The organism is Solidesulfovibrio fructosivorans JJ], assembly GCF_000179555.1.
GTDB lineage: Bacteria > Desulfobacterota > Desulfovibrionia > Desulfovibrionales > Desulfovibrionaceae > Solidesulfovibrio > Solidesulfovibrio fructosivorans.
This window is the reverse complement of record NZ_AECZ01000043.1, coordinates 1-21,538: the sequence shown is the minus strand read 5'-3', so window position 1 is coordinate 21,538 and position 21,538 is coordinate 1. Positions and strand designations below refer to the sequence as shown.

The following is a 21,538-nucleotide window of genomic DNA, read 5'->3' as shown; positions in this document are numbered from 1 at the left end:
TCCTCGGTTGCGGTGAAAAGGCCTCAATAGCCGGGGGACGTGACGTCGCCTGTGAACACCGGATTCCCGTTGGTCAACCAGAGTTGGGCATGGCCGAAAAGACGCACCGTCATCGCGTCGCCGGCGACAAGGGCCGGCAGGTCGAGGCCGAACCGGGCGGAAACGTCGGTGAAGCGGCAGGGCGTCACGCCGGCCAGGGTGAAGAAGGTGCGGCCGGCCGCTTCCGCTTCCACCCGGTCGGCGGCGCAGGCCAGGCGCGGATACCAGAAGGCCGGGTAGCGCGTATGGGCCATGGGGCGCGGAGCGAAGGCGGCCCCGGCGCGCAGGGTGATGGCGCCGGGCCGGGCGGGATCGAGGCAACGGGCCACGGCATGGCCGGGGTAGTCGTCGCTTTGGCCGATGACCACGTTGTCCGTGGCGGCCACGGCCAGGGGCACGGCGGTTTCGCCCGGACGCGGCCAGCCGTTTTTGAAATCCACGCGCGGGTCGTCGAGCTTCACGGCATTGGCCAGCGCCGCTTCCGGTTCGGCCGGGGAACAGCCGGCCACGGCCCGGGCAAAGGACGGCACGGCCGGCAGCCCGGCGGCGATGTCCCGGGCGAGCAACTGGTTGCCGAGCTTGGTCAGGTGGATCTCGTCGAAATAATACTGCCCGGCCCGGGCCACGTCGGCGGCCACGGCCGCGTCGAAATCGGGCTGGGGATTGAGCACGAACGCGCCATCCTGCCGGGCGACCGCGGCATTGGCCTCGGGGAAGTAGGTCTTGCCGAAGCGGTACAGCGGCGTGGAGGCGTCGCGGACCACCTTGGGCGCATTCCCCGGCAACGGGTCCATGGCCAGCCAGGGATAGTCCACGAGCACGAACTCCCCGCCATCCTTGCGCACCATGTCGGCCAGGGCCTTCATGTTGTCGCGGTAGCCGAACAGCTCGATTTTCTTGCGAAATATGGCCGGATCATCGGCCTTTCTCCCCTGCCCGGCCAGGCCGCCGACCTTGGCGGCAAAGCGTTTGACCAGGGCGTAGAGGCTGACGTGGGTGTCCAAATACCGATCAGTGCGCTCGAGGAAGCCGCCCTGCCGCCCGGCATTGGCCAGGCTCAAAAGCTTGTTCTTTTCCTTGGCAAAGGCGGCCGAGTCGTCGGCCAGGGTGCTGGCGGCCAGGTCGTTGACCGCGTCCATGGCGATGACGAGGTCGGGCTTGAGCTTGGCCAGCTCGGTCCGAAAGCGGATGCGGGAATGCCAGCTGTGGTAGCCCATGACGCCGAGGTTCAGGACCTCGAAGCGCACCTTGCAGCCGCCGTAGACGCGCGTCAGCAGGTCCTCGAGCTGGGCCGGGAAGGAATTGGTCTTGTCCGCGCCCACGCCGTAGGTGGTGGAGCCCCCCAGGCACAGGATGCGGTAAACGCCCGGAGCCTTGGCCACGGGCACGGTCTTGCCGGCGGAATCCTCGAAACGGCTGGGGTCGGCGTCGTGGCGCACGAGCCGATACCCCAGATGTTCGTCGTACTGCACGACAAAGCCGGCGTCGCGGCCGTTTTCGGCGTTGAAAATCCGGGTCTGCGGCTCGCCGCCTTCCAGGTGGGCCAGGATCAGCCCCGCGCCCCAGTCGAGCAGGGCGAAAAGCGCCACGTTGACCAGCACCACACACAAGACGAACAGCCACCTGCGCCCGCCACGAACCGCCATCCGAACTCCTTGAAGCGTGTGTTAGAGGAATCGGGGGAGGGAACCCCTTTTTGAAAAAAGGGGTTCCCTCCCCCGAGCCCCCACCCTCCCAAAAAACTTTAACGGGAGAAGGACAAAAATTTTCACTTTCCCAAAAAGACCTTACAGATATAACATCCTATTATAGCTAAAAGTCTTTGGAAAGGGGGCCTGGGGGGAGAACCTTTCGTAAGACAAGGTTTCCCCCCAGCACCATTCCTAAAGATTTCTTAAGCTACCAAGGGGTGCGGCGGCAACTTCTCGGGGCGTCCCTTGCCCATCTGGATGGCGTGCAGGCGAGCGAATTCGCCGTTTCTAGCCATCAGCTCGTCGTAGGAACCCATTTCGTGGATGCGCTGGTTCTTGATGACCAGGATGACGTCGGCCCGGCGCATCATGGACAGGCGGTGGGCGATGACGAAGGTGGTGCGGTTTTCCATGAGCCGCTCCAGGCCTTCCATGATGAGGGCCTCGGTCTCGGCGTCGAGGGCCGAAGTGGGCTCGTCGAGGATTAAAAGCGGCGCGTCCTTGAGCAGCGCCCGGGCGATGGCCAGACGCTGGCGCTGGCCGCCGGACAGGTTGGAGCCCTTTTCGCCGAGGATGGTGTCGTAGCCCTTGGGCAGGGCCGCGATGAAGTCGTGGGCGTTGGCGAGCCTGGCCACGCGCTCCACTTCCTCGCGGGTCGCCTGCTTTTTGCCGTAGGCGATATTATCGTGCACGGACATGGGGAAGAGCTGGGTTTCCTGGAGCACGATGGCGATCTTGTCGCGCAGGCTTTTGAGGCCGACCGAACGCAGATCCTGGCCGTCGATGGTGATGGCCCCCTTCTGGGGATCGTAAAAACGCAGCAGCAGGCTGATAAGCGAGGTCTTGCCGGCCCCGGTCTGACCGACCACGGCCACGGTGGAGCCGCCGGGGCAGATGAAATCGACGTCGTTTAGAACCATCTTTTCCGGGACATAGCCGAAGGACACCGCATCGAAACGCACCTCGGCCTTGCTCACGGCCAGGGCCGGAGCATCGGGCGCCTCGGGCACGGCCTCGTCCACGGCCAAAACGTCCATGACGCGCTTGGCCTGGGCCAGGGAGCCCCGGATGCCGCCCACGGTGACGCTCAGGTTGTTGAGCGGCGTATACAGCGAGGCCAGATAGGCGATGAAGACCAGCAGCTCGCCGGTGGAAAGCAGGCCGTCGATCACGTGGCGCACGCCGACGTAGAGGACCAGCGCCGTGCCGGCGGCGGTGATGCCGGAAACCAGCCAGCCGTAGACCGTCTGCAAGGCGTAGAGCGACAGCTTGCGGTCGAAGGAACGCTGGGACTCGGACACGAACCTGCGGCGTTCCTCATCCTCGCGGCCGAAGGCCTGGACCAGGGTGATGGAGGAAAAGATGCGCTCCACCGTGGTGTAGACCTGGGACTCCTTGAGATGCGTCTCGGTGGTCAGGTCGCCGATCTTGCGCGACACTCTCGATATGGCGACGAAAAGCAGCGGGATGACGCACAAGGCGTAGAGCGTGAGTTCCGCGTCCATCTGCAGGCACACCACCAGCATGCCGAGGAGCAGCGCGGTGCTCGTCACCGTGGTGAAAACGCCGTTCATCAAAAGCGCCTGCACGGCGTAGGTGTCGCCCATGATGCGGTAGATGAGGTCGCCCGTGGGCCAGTTCTGGTGGAAGCGCAGGGACTGGCGCTGGAGATGGTCGAAGAGGTCGCAGCGCAGATCCTGCACCATGTCCTGACCCATGCGGATGGTCAGGTAGTTGTTGAGGAGTTGCACGAAGCCCACCAGAAAGTGCACGCCGACCAGCATGCCGACCACGGTAAGCAGCTGGACGCCGATGGAGATGGCGGCCAGATCGGGCTTCCAGCCCATGACGTCCAGGGGCTTGTGGCCGATGATCTGGTCCACGGCCAAGGTCAGCGGCCAGGGTTTGAGGAGCTCCATGGCGCTGGCCAGGGCGACCAGGCCAAGCCCCAGGAGGAACAGGTACTTGTAGGGCTTGAGGTAGCCCAGCAGCGTGCGGAACATGCTCATGGCGATTATCCTTGGAAGCGGGGGCTCTGCCCCCGCCCCCTCGCCAGGAGAGGCGCTGCCTCTCCTGGACCTCTCCGCCGGGAGGCCAAGGGCCCCCGGACCCCCCGTATAGAAAAAATGACACACCGCCCCGAGGCTTAAACGCCCCGGGGCGGCGTGGCGAATAACCCGGTTAAGCGGCCTCGGTCTCGACGACCACCGGCTCGGGCTCGACCGCAACGGCCGGCGCGGCGGGAACGACCTCCTGGGCCTCCTCGGCGGCCTCGGCCACGGTTTCGGCCGTGCGCGGCTTGACCACGCGGGTCACGCGCTCTTCCACCGGCTCGGTCATGGAGCAGCCGGGCCGGGTGACCATGACGTACTGGATGATGGTGGCCACGAGCGAGGCGGCCCGGAAAAGCCCCGTGACCATCCAGCCGGCCAGGCCGAGCGCCACGGCTCCGGCGGCCAGGGCCAGGATCGGATGGAACAGGAAGCTGCCGGCGGCCGCGCCCAGGCAGGCGACCAGGGCCAGGACCGACGCGCCGGAAGGCAGCACCGAACCGGCCAGACGCACGAACCGCTTCTCGCCGCCGTGGTTTTCCACGGTCACGCGCAGGCGCGCGGTGGTGAGCTTGCCCGCCTTGGCGGCCAGGTCCCAAGGCGGCGTGGACGACGAGGCGGCAAAGCCGCTGTCGAGGGCGTAGGAGACGCCGAGCGTGCGCAGCAGGCCGATGATGGAAGCAAGCAGCTCGTCGCGCTCCAAGCTCTTGTCGTTCCAGAAAAAGCGGTGGAAGGACAGGCGATGGGCCAGGATGCTGCCGGTCGCGGCCAGACGGCGCAGGATCCCCACGCGCGGCAGGTTCGACTCGTCGCAGGCCGTGGTGTCGGCCAGGGGCAGCGGGCAGGCGTTGACGCCGGCCCCGCGCTTAAGCGTCCAGACCGTCTTGTAGCGGGTCCAGCCGCGCAGCACCGGCTGGGCCACGGTCAGCCCGGCGATGATCAGGCGCGCGGTGATGTTGTCGTACTGCTCGGGCAGCCGGGCCTTGCTCACCCGGTAGGCCACGAAGGCCAGAGTCGATGCGGCCATGGCCAGTCCCAGGCCGCCGGCGATAAGGCTGAAGGGGGTGGCGATCATGCAGGCCACGGCCAGAAGCATCCACTCCATGGACAGCGGCAGGTAGGCAGTGAGGCTGCCCTTGGGCTCGTACAGGGTCTGGAACAGCCCCATGCCGAAAGCGCCGTGGTAGACGATGGGCCGCGCGGCCAGAAGCGCGCCGGAGATGTCGCCGTAGATGCGGCCGGCCCAGCGCGAATTGCCGAGCATGTTGAAGCGGTCCTTATGCTTGGGCAAAAGCAGCGCCTCGGCCCGGCCGTAGCCCTTCTGCTGCTTGAGGTAGGCCGAAACGGTGTTGCGGCGGTGATGCCAGACGGTCATGGCCGCGGAAAAGCCGATGAGATGTCCCTGGTCCTGGAGCCGCCAGCACACGTCCACATCGTCGCCGGCCGCGCGGTAGGTGGCGTCGAAGCCGCCGATGCCGGCCAGATGCTCCTTGCGGTAGGCCATGTTGCAGCCGGGGATGTGCTCGGCGATCTCGTCGGTCAAAAGCACATGGGTCGGCGCGCCGGGGGAGACGGCCACGCAGGCGGCGGTGCGGTTGTCCTCGGCCGGGGTCAGGTTGGGACCGCCGACGGCCACGAAGCGCTCTTCGGTAAAGGCCCAGGCCATGTAGTGGAGCCAGTGCGGGTCCACGTAGCAGTCGGAGTCGGTGTAGGCCACGATCTCGCCCTGGGCGGCGTTCATGCCCACGTTGCGGGCGGCGGAAAGGCCCAGGTTCGGCTGGTGGATGACGTGGATGTAGGGCGCGGCGGCGGCGTGGCGGTCGCTTATCGCGCCCGTCTCGTCGGTGGAGCCGTCATCGACCACGATGACCTCGAATTTGGGGTAATCCACCTTGGCGAACGAGGCCAGGCAGCCGTCCATGGTGGAGGCGGCGTTGTAGGCGCACACGACCACGGAAATAAACGGCGCGTTTTCCGGCAGCATGGGCAGACGCTGGCGGTAGACGTCGGCCACGGCCTGGTAGGCGGGCTTGGGCTTTCTGGTCTCGGTCACGATGCCGAATTTCCAGTCCTCGATGAGGTGGCCGCCGGTGAACCATTCGTCGGTCCAGGCGAAGACCATGGTCCCGGAGACGCCGAGCTCGAAGGCGGAGTTGAGCTGCCAGGACAGGGTCTCGGCCACGTGGTCCTCGTCGTTGCGGATGGAATCCATGCCGAACTCGGACAGGACCAGCGGCAGTTCGCCGGCCACGTTCTGCAGCCGCTTGACGTAGGAGCGAAACGCCTTCTTGTCGTGCAGGTAGACGTTGATCGAGAGGAAATCGAGAAACGGCAGGCGCAGATATTCGGTGGAGGGGTAGTTGGCGTAGGTGACCATGCCCTCGGGGTCTTCCTCGCGCACGATGGCGGCGAGCTTGGCCAAAAATTTTTCCACCTTGCCCGCGCCGTGCCAGCGCACGATGTGGCTCGGAATCTCGTTGCCGATGAGCCAGGCGAGCAAGGCCGGGTGGCCGGCCAGGGAGGCGACGGCCTCGCGCACGGTCTTTTTGATGTCTTCCTTCACTTCCCACTGGTCGAGGAAGCACAGGTGCTCGGGCCAGGGGATGCCGACCATGACGCGGATGCCGTGGCGGGCGGCGATATCCAGAAAACGGCGCGGCGGCACGTAGTACACCCGGATGGAGTTGACGCCGGCCCGGCGCATGAGTTCGAAATCGTGATTGACGGTTTCGTCTTCGGGCAACTGCTCGCCCCGGGAGTTCTCCGGGAACGGTCCGTAGGTGACGCCCTTGATGAAGAACTTGTCCTCGCCGGCGAACAGATAACGGCCCTTGGCGCGTACGCGCGGCAGCGTCTTTACGCCCGCAAGGCCTTCTTCGATCTGGAACATGGTTCCCTTCTCCTGGTATGGGCGGTCTCCCGCCTTTTTTGCGCTCCGCCGCCCGGTTCCCGTAAGCGGCGGCGATACTGGTCTTTTTCCGTATCCGTCCAGACAATACCTTGAAATCTCTAAATAAAACTTCAAGAGACCTCATACAGCCGGACGACTCGCGGACACCAATTAGCAATGAACGTGCCATGCCCGCAAAGGGCCAAAAAACAGGAGATTGGGGGATCAGGAAGGAAGAAAGGACGCGACCGGTTACGAAAATTGCGCACTCGATTACGTTATCGTAATCGAGCGTTGCCTCTTATATAAAACAGAATCATTTAAAAATGATATACGATAAAGAGGAAATACGTACCCGGGAAAGTCAACCTGGAAATCCGCCATCACGGGATCGCCGATGACGGGAAACCGCCGTCTAGCAGTCCCGCCCCCGGATTGTTTTTTTGATCGCTGCACCGAGCAAAGAGAGGGTAGCCACAATAGCCCTTTTTGCACCACACTGCGGCAAAGTGCCCCGGCCACTGGACGATGACGCCCACACCGTCTATTGGGCATTCTCTGAAGAAATCTTCTCTATAAAATCGGGTTGTTCCAGCAAAAAACTACTCACGGACGCGGCGGCCTGACGAAATCCATTCTCATTCCAATGGATATCATTGTACTTATGCAACCGAAGTGGATCATCGCCAAAACTGTCATTGAGATCGATAAAATGCGTTCGTGTTTCTTTTGCAAGCAATACAATTTTATTCTTATACTCTTTAGCGAGAAAAACCCGACCGGTCGGTTTTGACCGAAATCTGAATTCCTGCTGCAAAAGGTTGTTTCTGACCGAGCAATCATCGGATATCGCTAAAAAGAATTTAAAGTCCCGAGCCTCGGCAAGCTGATTGAATGCAAGGAGCGCACATTTCGTGGCGGACAATGCACTCTTGAATACAGGCGGCATTGTCTCCGTTGCCACCCAGAACATACTGTTCATATCAAGATCGTCAGGAAATGACCATCCCGCAAGCAATCCAGCGTATGCCGGCATCGATTTAATTTGATAATATCGGTAGGAAAATTCCCTATCCATGCCGAGAAAATTCTTGTCCCCTCCTTGCGCGACGATATCCTTGAGCCAATTATAAGCATAGAAACGACCAAAAATCTTCTCCAATCCAGACTCAAGAACCGTGTACAACGTATGCCTATTCTCACTTGGCGATTCCTTAAGCACGTATTCCTTAAAATTGCTATCAGCCGATATCTGGACACATTCCCCATTGCGTTCTTCAAAAAACAACCCCATGGGATGATCGGGATGCCCCCGCAACTTTATGGCCTCCAATACGCGAGAGTCGTTGGCAAATGTCGATGAGTTGAAAACGGCGACTACCGCCACGGGGTGGAACTGCGATCCTATTTCCTTTACGAACGCATACATGTTTCCAAGGCCAATTCCAGGGAATCCCATAGGAATGACTTCAACCTGTTCTCCATGAACAGATTTGTTTAAATCATCTTCAAGATGCCGCGCCAAACTTGTGCCGCTTACAAATGAATCACCGACGAGCAAAATCTTTTTCTTTTTATTTCCCGAGACATCCCGAGGCTTATCGACAAATCCAAAGGAATTCACTTTATCCGGGCATGTTTTGTGATCGTATAAAAAACCGACCTTGGCATGGAAAACATAGCCTATTGGATCTTCGTAGTTCGAAGTCAAATGAAGATACAGCTCAAATGCGAGCGGGACAAACAAAACACAAAAGACAAAGAGAAACAGCACCACTAGAATACGCTTCCACATAATAACATCAAACCCTTTACAGAAAATGGGGGGTGTCACGAAGAGGACGCAAGCACCAAGGTCGGGAGTGCGACGACGACAGTCCCGCAACCGGCCTGAAGCGGAAAGGGACGCGAAGCATGAGGAGGTCGCCCTTTGCTGCGGGTCTCCTCTCTTGAACCTTCTTTCTCAAAAGCAATGCCCCGCTAAAACAACCCCGCCACATATTGGTTCGTGGCTTCGAGGCGCCGCAGCAGGACCGCGGCCAGCCGGGATGCGGCCGCCGTATCGCCGGCCCGCCCGGCCAGTTCCAGATCATAGGCCGCCTGGCGCAGGGGCTCGGCGAACATTGTCGCGGCCACGCCCTTGAGGGAATGGGCCAGATGGGTGACGGCATTCATGTCTCCGGAGGCCAGGGCCTGCTCGAAGCCGGCCCGCCGGCCCGGGGTCTCGCTCTGGAACACCCGGAAGATCTCGCCCAACAGTTCGTTGTCGTTATCGAACCGCTGCCGCAGCCGGTCCATATCCACCAGACCGCGCGTCCCGTCGTCGACATCGGCCATATGCCATCCTCCTTGGCGCGGGCGTCCGCGCGGCGTCCCCCGGCATTTCGGGAGCGCGGCATCAATGCGTCGCGCCGGCCAACACCGGCGGTAGAAAAAGGGTAATGGCGCATCCGCCGTCCGGCTGCCCGACCGCCTCCACCGAGCCGCCGAAATCGTCCACCACTTTTTTGACCATGGCCAGCCCCAGGCCGTATTCGCACTGGTCCCCTTTATAGAAGGGGCTGAACATGTTTTCCAGGTTTTCCCGGGTCACGCCGCGACCGCTGTCCGTGACCCGGAGCCGCACCCGCTCCTCGACCCGGTCGGCGGCCAACGCGACCAGACCGCCATGGGGCAGGGATTCCAGGGCGTTTCGCAGCAGATTGACCAGACATTGCTTGAGCAGGGCCGGATCGAGAGCCACAGGCGGCAGTTCCGGGGCGATGTCCATCACCAGCCCCACCCGGCGCGTATCGGCCTCGGCGCTCACGGCGTCCACGGCTTCCCGGGCGGCGCGGTCCACCTCGGCCTTTCCCTCCACCGTCCCGCCGACCGGCCGGGCGAATTCCAGAAACTGGGTGAGCAGCGCCTCCATGCGGGCCAGCTCCTCCACCACGATGCCCGCCTTCTCCCGGGCCGCTTCGGGCAGGTCGCTCATGGCCGAAAGGCGTCTGGCGAAGCCGCTGGCCGCGAACAGCGGATTCCTGATCTCGTGGGCCAGATACGAGGACAACCGGCCGACAGTCTCGATGCGTTCGGCCTGCCGGGCGCTGATCTCCCCCTGGGTGCGGTCGGTGATGTCGCGGCGGAAAACCACCACGTGCCCGACCCTGCCCACGGCGTTGCGGATGGGGTAGGCGTAGGTGCGGAAGTAGCGCAGCCGGCCGTCGACGGCCATGGCCGTCTGGAGCCGCTCGGCCTTGACGCCGGTCGCCAGCGCCATGCTGAAAGGGGACTGCGGATCGCCGGGATCGCAAAAAGGCGGGTCGTCGGGGCCGCTTTGCAGTTCCTCGCAGGGCCGGCCGAGGAGCGATTCCTTGGGTTTGCCCAGGCGCGCCACGATGTTGCGGTTGAGGTCGACCACCTTGCCGGCGGCCGAGACCAGGGCGATATCCTCCTGGACCTCGTCCACGATGGCTTCGAGCAAAAGTTTCTGGTGGTCGAGGCGGCGGCGGCAATGCGCGCCCACGGACACGGCATTGGACAGCGCGCACAGGAAAAAGGAGGCCGTGCTGTCGATCAGCGAGGCTCCGGGCGGCAAAGACGCAGCCAGGGCCCGGCAGTCGCAGCCGCTTTGCAGCTCCACCACAAGGTTGATGCCGGGGTTGGCGGCGAAAAGCTCTTCGGGCGAAGGATAAAGCGGCACCCCGGCCAGAAGCGGCTCGCCGCGGCGGGGATCGTCCGGGGCCAGCCCGGCCACGCCGGCCAGCCGCATGGGCGGCAGGAATTCGCGGAACTCCTCGCCGGCCACAATTTCAAGGATGGTGTCGAATCCGGGGCCGCAACCCACCACGCCGACGAGATAATCCCGTTCCTCGGTGTCGAGAACGCAATACCCTTCCCGTGCGGCGCGTGGACCGTCCACCATGCGGCCTTCCCCTCCGGGTCAATCGTGCTTCCGGTTTTCGAGCATCGCATAAACCTCTTTGACGGTCCATCCCGAAAGCCGCGCCGCGGCGCGTCTCGCCGCCTCGCGGGGCTTGCCTCCCGCCGCCGCCTCCTCCCGCGCCACGCGCGCCGCCTCTTCCTCGGACGCGCGCGCCGCCCGGCCCGGGCCGACCACCACCGTCACCTCGCCGAGAAGCTCCAGCTCCTGTCCGGCGAATCCAGCCAGCGTCCCGGGCAGAAACTCCTCAAATGTCTTTGTAAGCTCCCGGCACAGCACGCATTCCCTGTCGCCCAGAGCCTGCAAGGCAATGGCCAGGGTCGCCCGCAGCCGCGTCTTGCGCTCGAAAAAAACCAGCGTCGCGCCCGTCGCGCCGAAGCGGGCGAAAAGCTCCCTGGCCTCGGAGGCGGTGCGCGGCGGGAATCCCAGGAAGGAAAAGGGGTACGGCGCGATGCCGGCCGCCGAGAGGGCCGCCAGTATGGCCGAGGGACCGGGCACGGGCGAGACGGCGTGTCCCGCTTCCCGGGCGGCCCGCACCAGCCGGTAGCCCGGATCGGCCAGAAGCGGCGTGCCGGCGTCGGAAACCAGGGCCAGATCGTCCCCGGCGTCCAGAAGCGCCAGGACCTGGGGGAGCCTCGCCTCCTCGTTGTGCTCGTGAAAGCTCGTGAGCCGCTTGGCCGTTATGCCGAGCGACTTGAGCAAAAGCCCCGTGCGCCGGGTGTCCTCGCACAACACCGCCTCGGCCCCGGCCAAGACCGAAGCCGCCCGGGGCGAAACGTCAGCGACGTTGCCCAAGGGCGTCGCCACCACAAAAAGCGTTGCCGCGCGCGTATCCGTCAAACCGGCCTCCTTGCCCTCCCCGTCCTGGTACAGGCTGGGCCGGGGCATTGACAAGGTCCGGCTTTCGAATACTTTAACGCCATTTCAGTATTGTGCCGCCGGGGGAAAAGAGCCTGCAACCGCCTGTTTTCCGACCCTGCCCGTATGCATAGTCGACGCCGTCCCAAGGAATGATCCCTGAAAATACCCGGACAACAACTCGAAACGCAAGGATACGCCATGCCACAACAGGTCGTCATCATCGGAGCCGTGGCCCTGGGGCCTAAGGCCGCCTGCCGCTTCAAGCGCCTCTCCCCGGACAGCAAGGTCATCATGCTCGACCGGGGCAAACGCATCTCCTACGGGGGCTGCGGCATTCCCTACTACGTTTCCGGCGAGGTCAGCGAAGTCTCGGCCCTGCAAGCCACGGCCTTCAACATGGTACGCACGCCCGAATTCTTTCACGAAGTCAAGGACGTGGACGCCCGCCCCGAAACCGAGGTCACCGCCATCGACCGGAAAGCCAAGACCGTGACCGCCCGGCACCTGCTGACCGGCAAGGAAGAGGCCATCCCCTACGACAAGCTGGTCATCGCCACGGGCAGCTCCACGCGCAAGCTCCCCATCCCCGGCTTCGACCTGCCGGGCGTGCACGCGGTCAACGACCTGGAAGCGGCCGAGGCCATCAAAAACGCCGTGACCGCCGGCTCGATCGGCTCGGTGGCGATCATCGGCTCGGGATTCATCGGCCTGGAAATGGCCGTGGCCTTCGCCGACATGTGGGGCCTCGACGTCACCGTCATCGAGCTTTTCGACCAGATCCTGCCGGGCGTGACCAGCCCGACCCTGGCCGGCATGGCCCATCGGCACATGGAGGAAAAAGGCGTCGCCTTCCGCCTGGCCGAACAGGTCAAGGCCATCGAGGGCGACGGCAAGGCCCAGCGCGTGGTCACGGATAAGGGCGTGGTCGAGGCGGACATGGTCATCGTGTCCGTTGGCGTCACCCCCAACGACGCCCTGGCCAAGGCGGCCGGGCTCGAGGTCTCCCCGCGCGGCGGCATCATCGTGGACGAGCACATGCGCACTTCCGACCCGGACATCTATGCCGGCGGCGACTGCGTGGTGGTCAAGAATCTGGTCACCGACCAGCCCATGTTCCTGCCGCTCGGGTCCATGGCCAACCGGCAGGGCCGGGTCATCGGCGACAACCTGGCCGGGGGCGATTCCTCGTTCGAAGGCGTGGTCGGCTCCTGGTGCGTCAAGCTCTTCGACCTCGGCGCGGCCGGAACCGGGCTCACCCTGGCCTCGGCCAAACGGGCCGGCATCGACGCCGTCTCCACCCACATCACGGCCGTGGACCGGGCCCATTTCTACCCCGAGCACAAGCTCATGTCCCTGGAGCTCATCGCCGAGCGCGGCACCAAGCGGGTGCTCGGCTTGCAAGCCCTCGGTGAAAACGGCGACGCCGTGGTCGGCAAGGTCAACACCGTGGCCGCCATGCTGCCGGGCAAGCCCAAGGTCTCGGCCGTCTCCAACGTGGAAGTGGCCTACTCCCCGCCTTTCGCCGCCGCCATGGACATTCTCAATACCGTGGGCAACGTGGCCGACAACATCCTCTCCGGCAAAAACGCCGGCATCGACGTCACCGAATTCGGCCGCCTCTGGAAGCAGTCCGACCTCGGCGACGCCTACATCCTCGACTGCCGCGAGGAAATCCAGGGCAAGCCGCTGGTGGAGAAATACCCCGGCCGCTGGCACAACATTCCCCAGGGCCAGTTGCGCGAACGCCTGGCCGAAGTGCCCCGCGACAAGAATATCGTGCTCATGTGCAACACCGGAGCGCGCTCCTACGAAGCCCTGATCACCCTGGCCCACATGGGCTTCAAACAGGTCGTCAGCGTCGAGGGCGGCATGGCCGCCGTCGGCGCCGCCGGCATTGAGGTGTAAAGAGGGGAAGAATGCCTCCGGCGGCCAGGGGGGAAACTTTTTGAAAAAAGTTTCCCCCCTGGACCCCTCTTCAAAAACTTTCCAAGGGGCATGGTGAGGATTCTTTTCCCCTCGGCGTGGCCCTCAAGGACAACGAATCCTTTTATAGCGCGTCGCCAGTCGCGAACACATGCCCCCTTCCGGCGGGAAAAACCTTTCCCAAAACCGTGTTCGCCCCTAACGCGTCCCCCCTCATCCCTCGCGCCTTCCCCTCCACGTGAAAAAATGCGCGGGCAACCCCCACTTTGCCGCAAGGGGGCTTGCTCCATACGGAAATTTAAAGTATTACGTTTTCGTGTTACGAAATTTTATTTCATACTATTTAAAACAAACTATTTTCGTATGAATATACACGAGAACTTTTCCGCTCGCCTCCCGCCAGCTCCAGGGGGCTCCACAAACCGGTCGAAACGCACCGCGCCCCCGCTCCCGTGAAAAACCGCCCGCAAGGGTAACCCATCTAACCGTTGGAGGTTGCGTATGAGCCGCATCGAGATGGCAAAGATCTTCTACGAACAGACCGTGCCGCCTCCGGGCACGAACCTGGACCAGGCCTATATCGTCCAGGTCGACGAGACCAAATGCATCGGCTGCGATACCTGCATGGGCTACTGCCCCACCGGGGCCATCACCGGCGAATCCGGCGAGCCCCACAAGGTGGTCGATCCGGCCGCCTGCATCAACTGCGGCCAGTGCCTCACCCACTGCCCGGTTGCGGCCATCTACGAGACCGTGTCCTTCGTCCCGGAGATCGAAGCCAAGCTCAAGGACAAGAACGTCAAGGTCATCGCCATGCCGGCCCCGGCCGTGCGCTACGCCCTGGGCGATCCCTTCGGCATGCCGCTCGGCGCGGTCACCACCGAGCATATGCTCACGGGGCTCAAGCAGCTTGGCTTCGACAACGTCTGGGACAACGAGTTCACGGCCGACGTCACCATCTGGGAAGAGGGCTCCGAGCTTCTGGCCCGCATCACCAAAAAGCTCGACAAGCCCCTGCCCCAGTTCACCTCCTGCTGTCCCGGCTGGCAGAAGTACGCCGAGACCTTCTACCCCGAGCTGCTGCCGCACTTCTCCTCGTGCAAGTCGCCCATCGGCATGATGGGTCCCCTGGCCAAGACCTACGGGGCCAAGGAGCTCGGCTACGAGCCCAAGCAGATCTACACCGTGTCCATCATGCCCTGCACGGCCAAAAAATTCGAAGGCATGCGGCCGGAGATGGACGCCAGCGGCTTCCGCGACATCGACGCCACCATCAACACCCGCGAGCTGGCCTACATGATGAAAAAGGCCGGCATCGACCTGCCGAAGATCGCCAATGGCAAGCGCGACGCGGTCATGGGCGAATCCACGGGCGGCGCGACCATCTTCGGCGTTTCCGGCGGCGTCATGGAAGCGGCCCTGCGCTTCGCCTACCAGGCCCTGACCAAGAAACCGCCCCAGAGCTGGGACTTCAAGGCCGTGCGCGGCCTAAACGGCATCAAGGAAGCCACCATCAACATCGGCGGCACCGACGTCAAAGTGGCCGTGGTCAACGGCGGCAAGAACTTCGCCAAGGTCTGCGACGAGGTGAAGGCCGGCAAATCGCCCTACCACTTCATCGAGTTCATGGCCTGCCCAGGCGGCTGCGTCATGGGCGGCGGCCAGCCCATCATGCCGACCGTGCTCGAATCCATGAACCGGACCACCACGAAGTTCTACGCGTCGCTCAAAAAGCGTCTGGCCCTCTACGACGCGCAAAAGGCGTAACACATAAAAATACGTTGGTATCTTTGCAGAAATAACGACCCAGGCGTGTGCCCCTCGAAACCCGCACAAGCGGTTTCGCGGAAACGCGCCCCAGGAGGATCTATGTCGATACTTGCCACCACCCGGCGCGGCTTTATGAAGACCGCCTGCGTGCTGACCGGCGGCGCCCTGATCGGCCTGCGCCTGACCAGCAAGGCCGTTGCCGCCGCCAAACAGCTCAAAGAGTACATGATGGACCGCGTAAACGCCGTCTATGGCGCGGACGCCAAATTCAAGGTCCGGGCCTCCCAGGACAACGCCCAGGTCATCACGCTCTACAAGAAATTCCTGCATGAGCCCCTGTCCCACGAGTCCGAGCATCTGCTCCACACCAAATGGGTGGACCGCTCCAAGGATCTGGCGGCACTGAAGGCCAAGGGCCTGTACCCCACGCCGCGGGCCAAGGAATTCGAAAAAGAGCCGTATCCATTCCAGTAACCCCGGCCTTCCGTTCCGGACGAACCCGCGGCAAGGGTTTTGCCTGACCCTAGGGTTGCGTCCCTCTGCAACACCTCTCCCGTCCAACTTGGCGGCCGTGCGACGATCGCGCGACGCCCGCTTGCGTCTTCTCTCGCCATGCGGCGTTGCGCGCTTTTCTCCGGCGCTTTACTTGGGCCGTTTTCTTGAGTATTCCTCCCCAGCCACTGTAATGGGCGCGAAAATGGTTGGAATATGAACGATACAGACGGGAAAACACCTGTCGCTTCGTCGTCACGTTCCGGCCAAAAACGCATTGCCCCGGCCGGACGGCGTAACAGCCGTCATACGCATCCCTTCCTGATGCCCGGCCGTCTCCCGCAGCCGGCAAACCGACTGAAATAAGGGCCCCATGAGGGATGCCCTCCTGTGGAAACGGCGCGTTTCGCCAACGCGCCAGGGGTCGTTCGCCGTGCCCGCGCCACGGTGTCGTCCCATGGAAAGTGCTCATCAACCCGCAACACGAGGAAGGATTTGTTATGAAACGTTTTACCGTGCTGGCCCTGCTGGCGGCGCTTCTGGCGGGGACGGCCGGCCTGGCCATGGCCGCGACGGACGTGCGGATCACAGGCGACTCCCGTGTGTACGGCGTCTTTTTCAGCGGCCACAACTTCACCGGCTGGAACGACGCGGCCTGGACCTCCAACGCGCCGACCTGGACCGCCGCCGGCACCAAAACGGAAGACACCTTCGAAGTATGGGAGCGCATCCGGGTGCGCACCGACTTCATTGCAAGCGAAAACCTGAAGTTTCGCCTGGGCACCAAGGTGGACAACACCTGGGGACACGGCCCCTACACCGCCGCCAACCCGGACGTGGCCATCCAGGTCTACCAGGCCTTTCTCCAGTTCAAATATCCGGGCACCGACATCGAGGTCACGGCCGGGCTCCAGCCCACGGCCCTGCCCCAGAGCGCGCTTTTCAACGACAGCATCGTCTTTACGGACTGGGCCGCCTCGCTGCTCATAAACGCCCCCCTCATTCCCGACACCCTGCGCGTCACGGCCGGTTTCGCCCGCCTCATCGACACCAACCGGACCTATGACACCACCACCACCCAGGTCGGCGACGAGCTGGACTTCTATATCCTGACCCTGCCCGTCACCACGCCGGGCTTCAAGGTCACGCCCTGGGGCGTTTTCTCCATGGCCGGGTCCAAGGCCGCCTATTTCACCAGCTACGCCTCGTCCTTCGCCGAAGCCTCCTATGCCGAGGACCTGCTCTCGGCCGGCACGCTGGTCGGCGCGACGGGCTGGAAGAACAACCAGAACCCCTATTACTGGGTCGGCGGCGCCTTCGAAATCGACGCCCTCGATCCGGTCAAGTTCTACGCCGACGTCATAAACGGCGGCGGCGCGCTGTCCGACCGCAAGAAGAGCCGCCGCCAGGGCTGGTTCCTCGATCTCGGGGCCGAGTACACCGGCTTCGACCTGCTCACGCCGCAGATCTGGGGCTGGTGGTCCACCGGCGAGGACGGCTCCACGGCCAACGGCTCCGAGCGCATGCCCCATACCCGTCCCAACTGGGGTCCGGGCGGCTCGTTTCTTTTCGACGACAGCGCCGTCTTCGCCCGCAACTCCAACATGGGCATGGACCCGGTCGGGGCCATGGGCCTGGGCGTGTCGTTCAACAACATCACCTTCATGGAAAAGCTGTCCCAGCGCGTGACCTTCACCTACCTGCGCGGCAACAACTCGCCCCGGGCCATCCGCTTTCTCAATACGGCGCTGGGCTCCAATCCCTACTTCGAGATGGGCCGCGACCTCACCTGGAACGAGTACGCCATGGGCGTCAATTTCGACAGCCAGTACATGCTCTACGAAAACCTGGCCCTGCGCATGGAAACCGGCTGGGCCCACGGCCACTTCCAGGAAAGCGTCTGGGGCCACCGCCTGGCCAGCCAGGGCAACGGCAACGACACCTGGAAGCTCTCCCTGGGCTTCACTTACCGCTATTAGAAAGAACCGGGGGGAAACCTTTCTGTAGAAAGGTTTCCCCCCGGGCTCCCCTTCCCAAGACTTTTAACGATAACGACTTGTCACCGTTAAAAGTTTTGGGGAGGGGAGAGCGCGAGAGGGGGACCTTTTTTTCAAAAATGGTCCCCCTCTCGCATCGTCTTCCTTCTTCTCCCCCAATCACCCATATAAACCTTTTTTCATGAAATTCCGGGGAGTCGGGCGTTGCGTCGACATGGCCAAGTGGCTAGAGGGATACGGTCCGCCCGTGCGGACCGCGCGCAACCCCAAAAGGAGTCTCCCCATGCCCGCAGCCAAGCGGCGCTTTCTGTCCGACCTGTGGAAGCTCACCAAACCCTATTGGAAAAGCGAGGAAAGACTCAAGTCCGGCCTGCTCCTGGCCGTCATCGTCGGCATGAGCCTTGGGATCGTCTACCTCAACGTGCTTTTCAACGAATGGAACAACCTCTTTTACAATTCCCTCCAGGAAAAGAACATCGATGCCTTTTTCCGGCTCTTCGGCCGGTTCACCATCCTGGCCACCATGTTCATCATCGTGGCCGTCTACCAGATATACTTGCGCCAGATGCTGCAAATCCGCTGGCGGCGCTGGCTGACCCAGCGTTATACCGAACGCTGGCTCACGCCGCATAACGCCTATCGGCTGCGCTTCGAGGGGGGGCTGACCGACAACCCCGACCAGCGTATCAGCGAGGACATCAACGGTTTCGTGGAGCAGACCCTGTCGCTGACCCTCGGCTTCCTCGAATCCGTGGTGTCGCTCGTCTCCTTTTCCGTCATCCTCTGGAACCTGTCCGGCGACATCCACATCCTGAACCTGCCCATCCCGGGCTCCATGCTCTGGGCCGCCCTGGTCTACGCCGGCGTCGGCTCGCTGCTGACCCACTACATCGGCCGTCCGCTGATCCGGCTCAACTTCTTCCAGCAGCGCTACGAGGCCGATTTCCGTTTCAACCTGGTGCGCGTACGCGAAAACGCCGAGGCCATCGGGCTCTACGGCGGCGAGGACCAGGAGGGGCGGGGGCTTGTCGAACGCTTCAGCCATGTGGTGGCCAACTGGTGGGGCATCATGCGCCGGCAAAAGCGCCTGACCTGGTTTTCCGCCGGCTATTCCCAGGCGGCCATCATCTTTCCCTTCCTGGTGGCCGCGCCGCGCTATTTCTCCGGGGCCATCCACCTGGGCGGGCTCATGCAGACCGTCTCGGCCTTCGGCCATGTCCAATCCGCCCTGTCCTGGTTCATCGACGCCTACACGCGCCTGGCCGAATGGAAAGCCACCGTGGACCGGTTGACCGGCTTCGAGGCGGCGCTGGAGGACCTCGACACCCACAGCGAGGCGGGGCTCACCCGGCAGGCCGCGCCGGCCGGCGCGGGCATGGCCCTTCGCGACGTGAGCCTGCGCCTTCCTGACGGCGGCACGCTTCTGGCCGGAGCCTCGCTGACCCTGCCCCCGGGCGAGCGGGTGATGCTGGCCGGGCCGTCCGGCTGCGGCAAATCCACGCTGTTTCGGGCCATCGGCGGCCTTTGGCCCTACGCCGCCGGCGAGCTGGCCATGCCGGAACACGAACGGACGCTCTTCCTGCCCCAGCGCCCCTACCTGCCCATCGCCAGCCTGGCCGGGGCGGTGGCCTATCCGGACCCTCCGGAACGCTACGGCACGGACAAGATCGCCACGGCCCTGGCCGCATGCGGCCTGCCCCACCTGGTCGACCGCTTGGGCGAGGAGCGCCACTGGTCCCAGGAGTTGTCCGTGGGCGAACAGCAGCGCCTGGGCTTTGCCCGGGCCATCCTGTTGCACCCGCGCTGGCTCTTTTGCGACGAAGCCACCTCAGCCCTGGACGAGGCGTCCGAAAAGACGCTGTACGGCCTGCTCGTGGACCGGCTGCCGGATACGGCCATTTTGAGCATCGCCCACCGCCCGGCCCTGGCCGCCTTCCACCACCGGGTGGCCCGGTTCGTGCCGGCCGGCGAGGGCGCGGCCTGGAGGCTGGACGAAAGCCCGCTTGCCGCGCCACAACCGGTTCCGGCATGAACACCACCGGAGCCCTTGGTCTTTTCGCCCAGGCCACGCTCTCCATCGTCATGGAGGCGCTGCCCTTCCTGCTTATGGGATCGGTGGCCTCGGGGCTGGTCGAAGCCTACGTGCCGCGCGAACGCGTGGAGCGGCTTGTGCCCAAGGGGCGCATCGCCGCCACGCTGTTCGGCCTGGCCCTTGGCGCGGCCACGCCCTGCTGCGAATGCGGCGTGGTCTATCTGGCCCGACGCCTCATGGGCAAAGGCGTGCCGGCAGGAGCGGCCATCACTTTCATGCTGGCCGCACCGGTCATCAACCCGGTCTCCATCCTGGCCACGCTGGTGGCCTTTCGGGGCGACCCGACCATGGCCGTGTGGCGCTGCCTGATCGTCGCCACGGCCGCGCTCGTCGTCGGCTTTCTGGCCGGCGGGGAAAAGGCCGAGGCGCTTTTACGGCCTCTTGCCGGCGACGCCCCGTCTTGCGGCTGCGGCCATGACCACGGCCCCGGCCAAGATCACGGCCACGCGCCGGCCACGGTCCCGGGCAGTCCCTTCGGCTCCCTGGCCGACGCGCTGCCCGTCGCCGCGTTGGCGAAAAAGACCCGGCGCGACAAGGCGGCCAGCGCCTTCACCCACGCCATGGCCGATTTTCTGAACATGGCCATGGTGCTGGTCTTCGGGGCCATGGCCGCCGCCGCCTTCAAGGCCTATGTCCCGGCCCCTGTTGTCATGGCCATGGAAAACGACATGGCGCTGGCCATCCCGGGCATGATGGCCCTGGCCGTGGGGCTGTCGCTTTGCTCCCAGGCCGACGCTTTCGTGGCCGCCTCGTTTTCCACCTTTCCCATGGCGGCGCGGCTGGCCTTTCTGGCCCTTGGCCCCATGCTCGACCTCAAGCTCGTGCTCATGTGGCGGCAGGTCTTTACGCCAAAGCTCGTACGCCGGCTCGCCATCCTGCCGGCGGCCGTGGTCTTCGCCGCCTGCGTCGCCTTCGGCCTGGCCACCGGAGGCGCGTCGTGACCATCCGCCCGCGCGCCCTCCTCGCCCGCCTCGACGGACTGGCCTGGCTGGCCATGGCCGTCTTCATGGCCTATCTCGCCCTGGCCGGCGATTACTGGCAGTACCTCAACCCCAAGTTCAAGCCCCTGACCCTGAGCGCCGCCGTGGTGCTGGCCGCCCTGGCCGTCTGGGCCTTGCTGCGCCCCGTGGCCAAGCCGAGCTTTTCCCGGGCGCTGGCCTACCTCGCCCTGGCCGCCATGGTCGCCATCAGCCAGAACTGGCTGCCGTTTCCCGCCGCATCCCCCGAAGTCGACGCCTTCGCCCTGCCGCCGACGCTTCCCGCGCCCCCCAAGACGCCGACTCCGCCGCCGCTCCATATGACGGTCGACGGCAAGGAATACATCCCCATCAACACGGTGGAACTCCTGGATATCGCCCACAACAAACCCGAGGGGAGATGGACGTTGCCCTACGCCGTGCGTGGTTTTGTCAAACGCGATCCGGCGCTCGATGCCAAAGGGGAATTCGTGTTGTGGCGGCTGGCCATCTGGTGCTGTTTCGCGGACAGCACGGCCACCGGCTTCAAGGTGAAGCTGCCGCCCGGCACGCCGCTGCCGCCGGACAAAAGCTGGCAGGTGGCCTACGGGCATCTGGCCGCCATGCCGGACGACCAGCGCGGCGCGTACGTGCCGCCCGGCATGAGCTTCACGTCCATCTCGCCGGACGCGCTGTTCGTCGCCGACCGCGTCGCGCCGGCCGCCATCGTGCCCGAAGAGGTCTGCGTATTCGAATGGCACCCCAAGGAACCGTATAATTTTTAGAAAGAGGCTGGGGGGAAACCTTTCTGAAGAAAGGTTATCCCCCCAGACCCCCTTTCCAAAGACTTT

The 21,538-nt window shown here is 63.9% G+C and carries 14 protein-coding genes; 7 read left to right on the top strand and 7 right to left on the bottom strand.

All coding sequences use genetic code 11. The features are described 5' to 3' along the window. Positions 1-23: 23 nt before the first annotated feature. The 7 genes from DESFRDRAFT_RS18790 to rsmI all read right to left on the bottom strand — a co-directional run bounded on the left by DESFRDRAFT_RS18790 (position 24) and on the right by rsmI (position 11,436). Positions 24-1,685 (bottom strand): SGNH/GDSL hydrolase family protein, encoded by a 1,662-nt coding sequence (locus tag DESFRDRAFT_RS18790; protein WP_005996610.1) that lies wholly within the window; start codon positions 1,683-1,685, stop codon positions 24-26. Positions 1,686-1,933: 248 nt separating this feature from the next. Further along, positions 1,934-3,739 carry an ABC transporter ATP-binding protein gene (locus tag DESFRDRAFT_RS18785; protein WP_005996608.1) on the bottom strand — a complete coding sequence of 602 codons (1,806 nt, stop codon included), beginning with the start codon at positions 3,737-3,739 and terminating at the stop codon, positions 1,934-1,936. Positions 3,740-3,911: 172 nt separating this feature from the next. Beyond that, the gene (locus DESFRDRAFT_RS18780) at positions 3,912-6,671 is read right to left on the bottom strand and encodes a glycosyltransferase (RefSeq protein WP_005996606.1); all 2,760 of its coding nucleotides are present in this window, start codon (positions 6,669-6,671) and stop codon (positions 3,912-3,914) included. Positions 6,672-7,215: 544 nt separating this feature from the next. After that, entirely contained in the window at positions 7,216-8,448 is a 1,233-nt protein-coding gene (locus DESFRDRAFT_RS18775) for a hypothetical protein (RefSeq protein WP_144005086.1), read from the bottom strand. 203 nt (positions 8,449-8,651) lie between these two features. Next, positions 8,652-9,008, bottom strand: coding sequence for an Hpt domain-containing protein (locus DESFRDRAFT_RS18770; protein WP_005996601.1), 357 nt, complete (start codon positions 9,006-9,008; stop codon positions 8,652-8,654). Positions 9,009-9,069: 61 nt separating this feature from the next. Further along, positions 9,070-10,578: a sensor histidine kinase gene (locus tag DESFRDRAFT_RS18765; RefSeq protein WP_005996599.1), complete on the bottom strand. Its 1,509-nt coding sequence runs from the start codon at positions 10,576-10,578 to the stop codon at positions 9,070-9,072. A gap of 18 nt (positions 10,579-10,596) precedes the next feature. Then, positions 10,597-11,436 carry a 16S rRNA (cytidine(1402)-2'-O)-methyltransferase gene (gene rsmI, locus DESFRDRAFT_RS18760; protein WP_043795333.1) on the bottom strand — a complete coding sequence of 280 codons (840 nt, stop codon included), beginning with the start codon at positions 11,434-11,436 and terminating at the stop codon, positions 10,597-10,599. 219 nt (positions 11,437-11,655) lie between these two features. On the opposite strand from rsmI, the gene DESFRDRAFT_RS18755 reads away from it, so the two are divergent. The 7 genes from DESFRDRAFT_RS18755 (at position 11,656) to DESFRDRAFT_RS18725 (ending at position 21,472) form a co-directional block, all read left to right on the top strand. Next, positions 11,656-13,362: an FAD-dependent oxidoreductase gene (locus tag DESFRDRAFT_RS18755; RefSeq protein WP_005996595.1), complete on the top strand. Its 1,707-nt coding sequence runs from the start codon at positions 11,656-11,658 to the stop codon at positions 13,360-13,362. Between the two features lie 519 nt (positions 13,363-13,881). After that, entirely contained in the window at positions 13,882-15,147 is a 1,266-nt protein-coding gene (locus tag DESFRDRAFT_RS18750) for a [FeFe] hydrogenase, group A (protein WP_005996594.1), read from the top strand. A gap of 102 nt (positions 15,148-15,249) precedes the next feature. Then, on the top strand, positions 15,250-15,624 hold the full coding sequence (locus DESFRDRAFT_RS18745; RefSeq protein WP_005996593.1) for an iron hydrogenase small subunit: 375 nt from the start codon (positions 15,250-15,252) through the stop codon (positions 15,622-15,624). A gap of 518 nt (positions 15,625-16,142) precedes the next feature. Further along, positions 16,143-17,621, top strand: coding sequence for an outer membrane homotrimeric porin (locus tag DESFRDRAFT_RS18740; RefSeq protein WP_005996591.1), 1,479 nt, complete (start codon positions 16,143-16,145; stop codon positions 17,619-17,621). Positions 17,622-17,922: 301 nt separating this feature from the next. Continuing rightward, complete coding sequence (locus DESFRDRAFT_RS18735) at positions 17,923-19,671, top strand: ABC transporter ATP-binding protein/permease (protein ID WP_005996590.1); 1,749 nt, start codon at positions 17,923-17,925, stop codon at positions 19,669-19,671. Further along, positions 19,668-20,672, top strand: coding sequence for a permease (locus tag DESFRDRAFT_RS18730; protein WP_005996589.1), 1,005 nt, complete (start codon positions 19,668-19,670; stop codon positions 20,670-20,672). Before DESFRDRAFT_RS18735 ends, DESFRDRAFT_RS18730 begins: the two co-directional genes overlap by 4 nt. Continuing rightward, positions 20,669-21,472 carry a TIGR03943 family putative permease subunit gene (locus tag DESFRDRAFT_RS18725; RefSeq protein ID WP_005996588.1) on the top strand — a complete coding sequence of 268 codons (804 nt, stop codon included), beginning with the start codon at positions 20,669-20,671 and terminating at the stop codon, positions 21,470-21,472. Before DESFRDRAFT_RS18730 ends, DESFRDRAFT_RS18725 begins: the two co-directional genes overlap by 4 nt. Positions 21,473-21,538 lie beyond the last annotated feature (66 nt).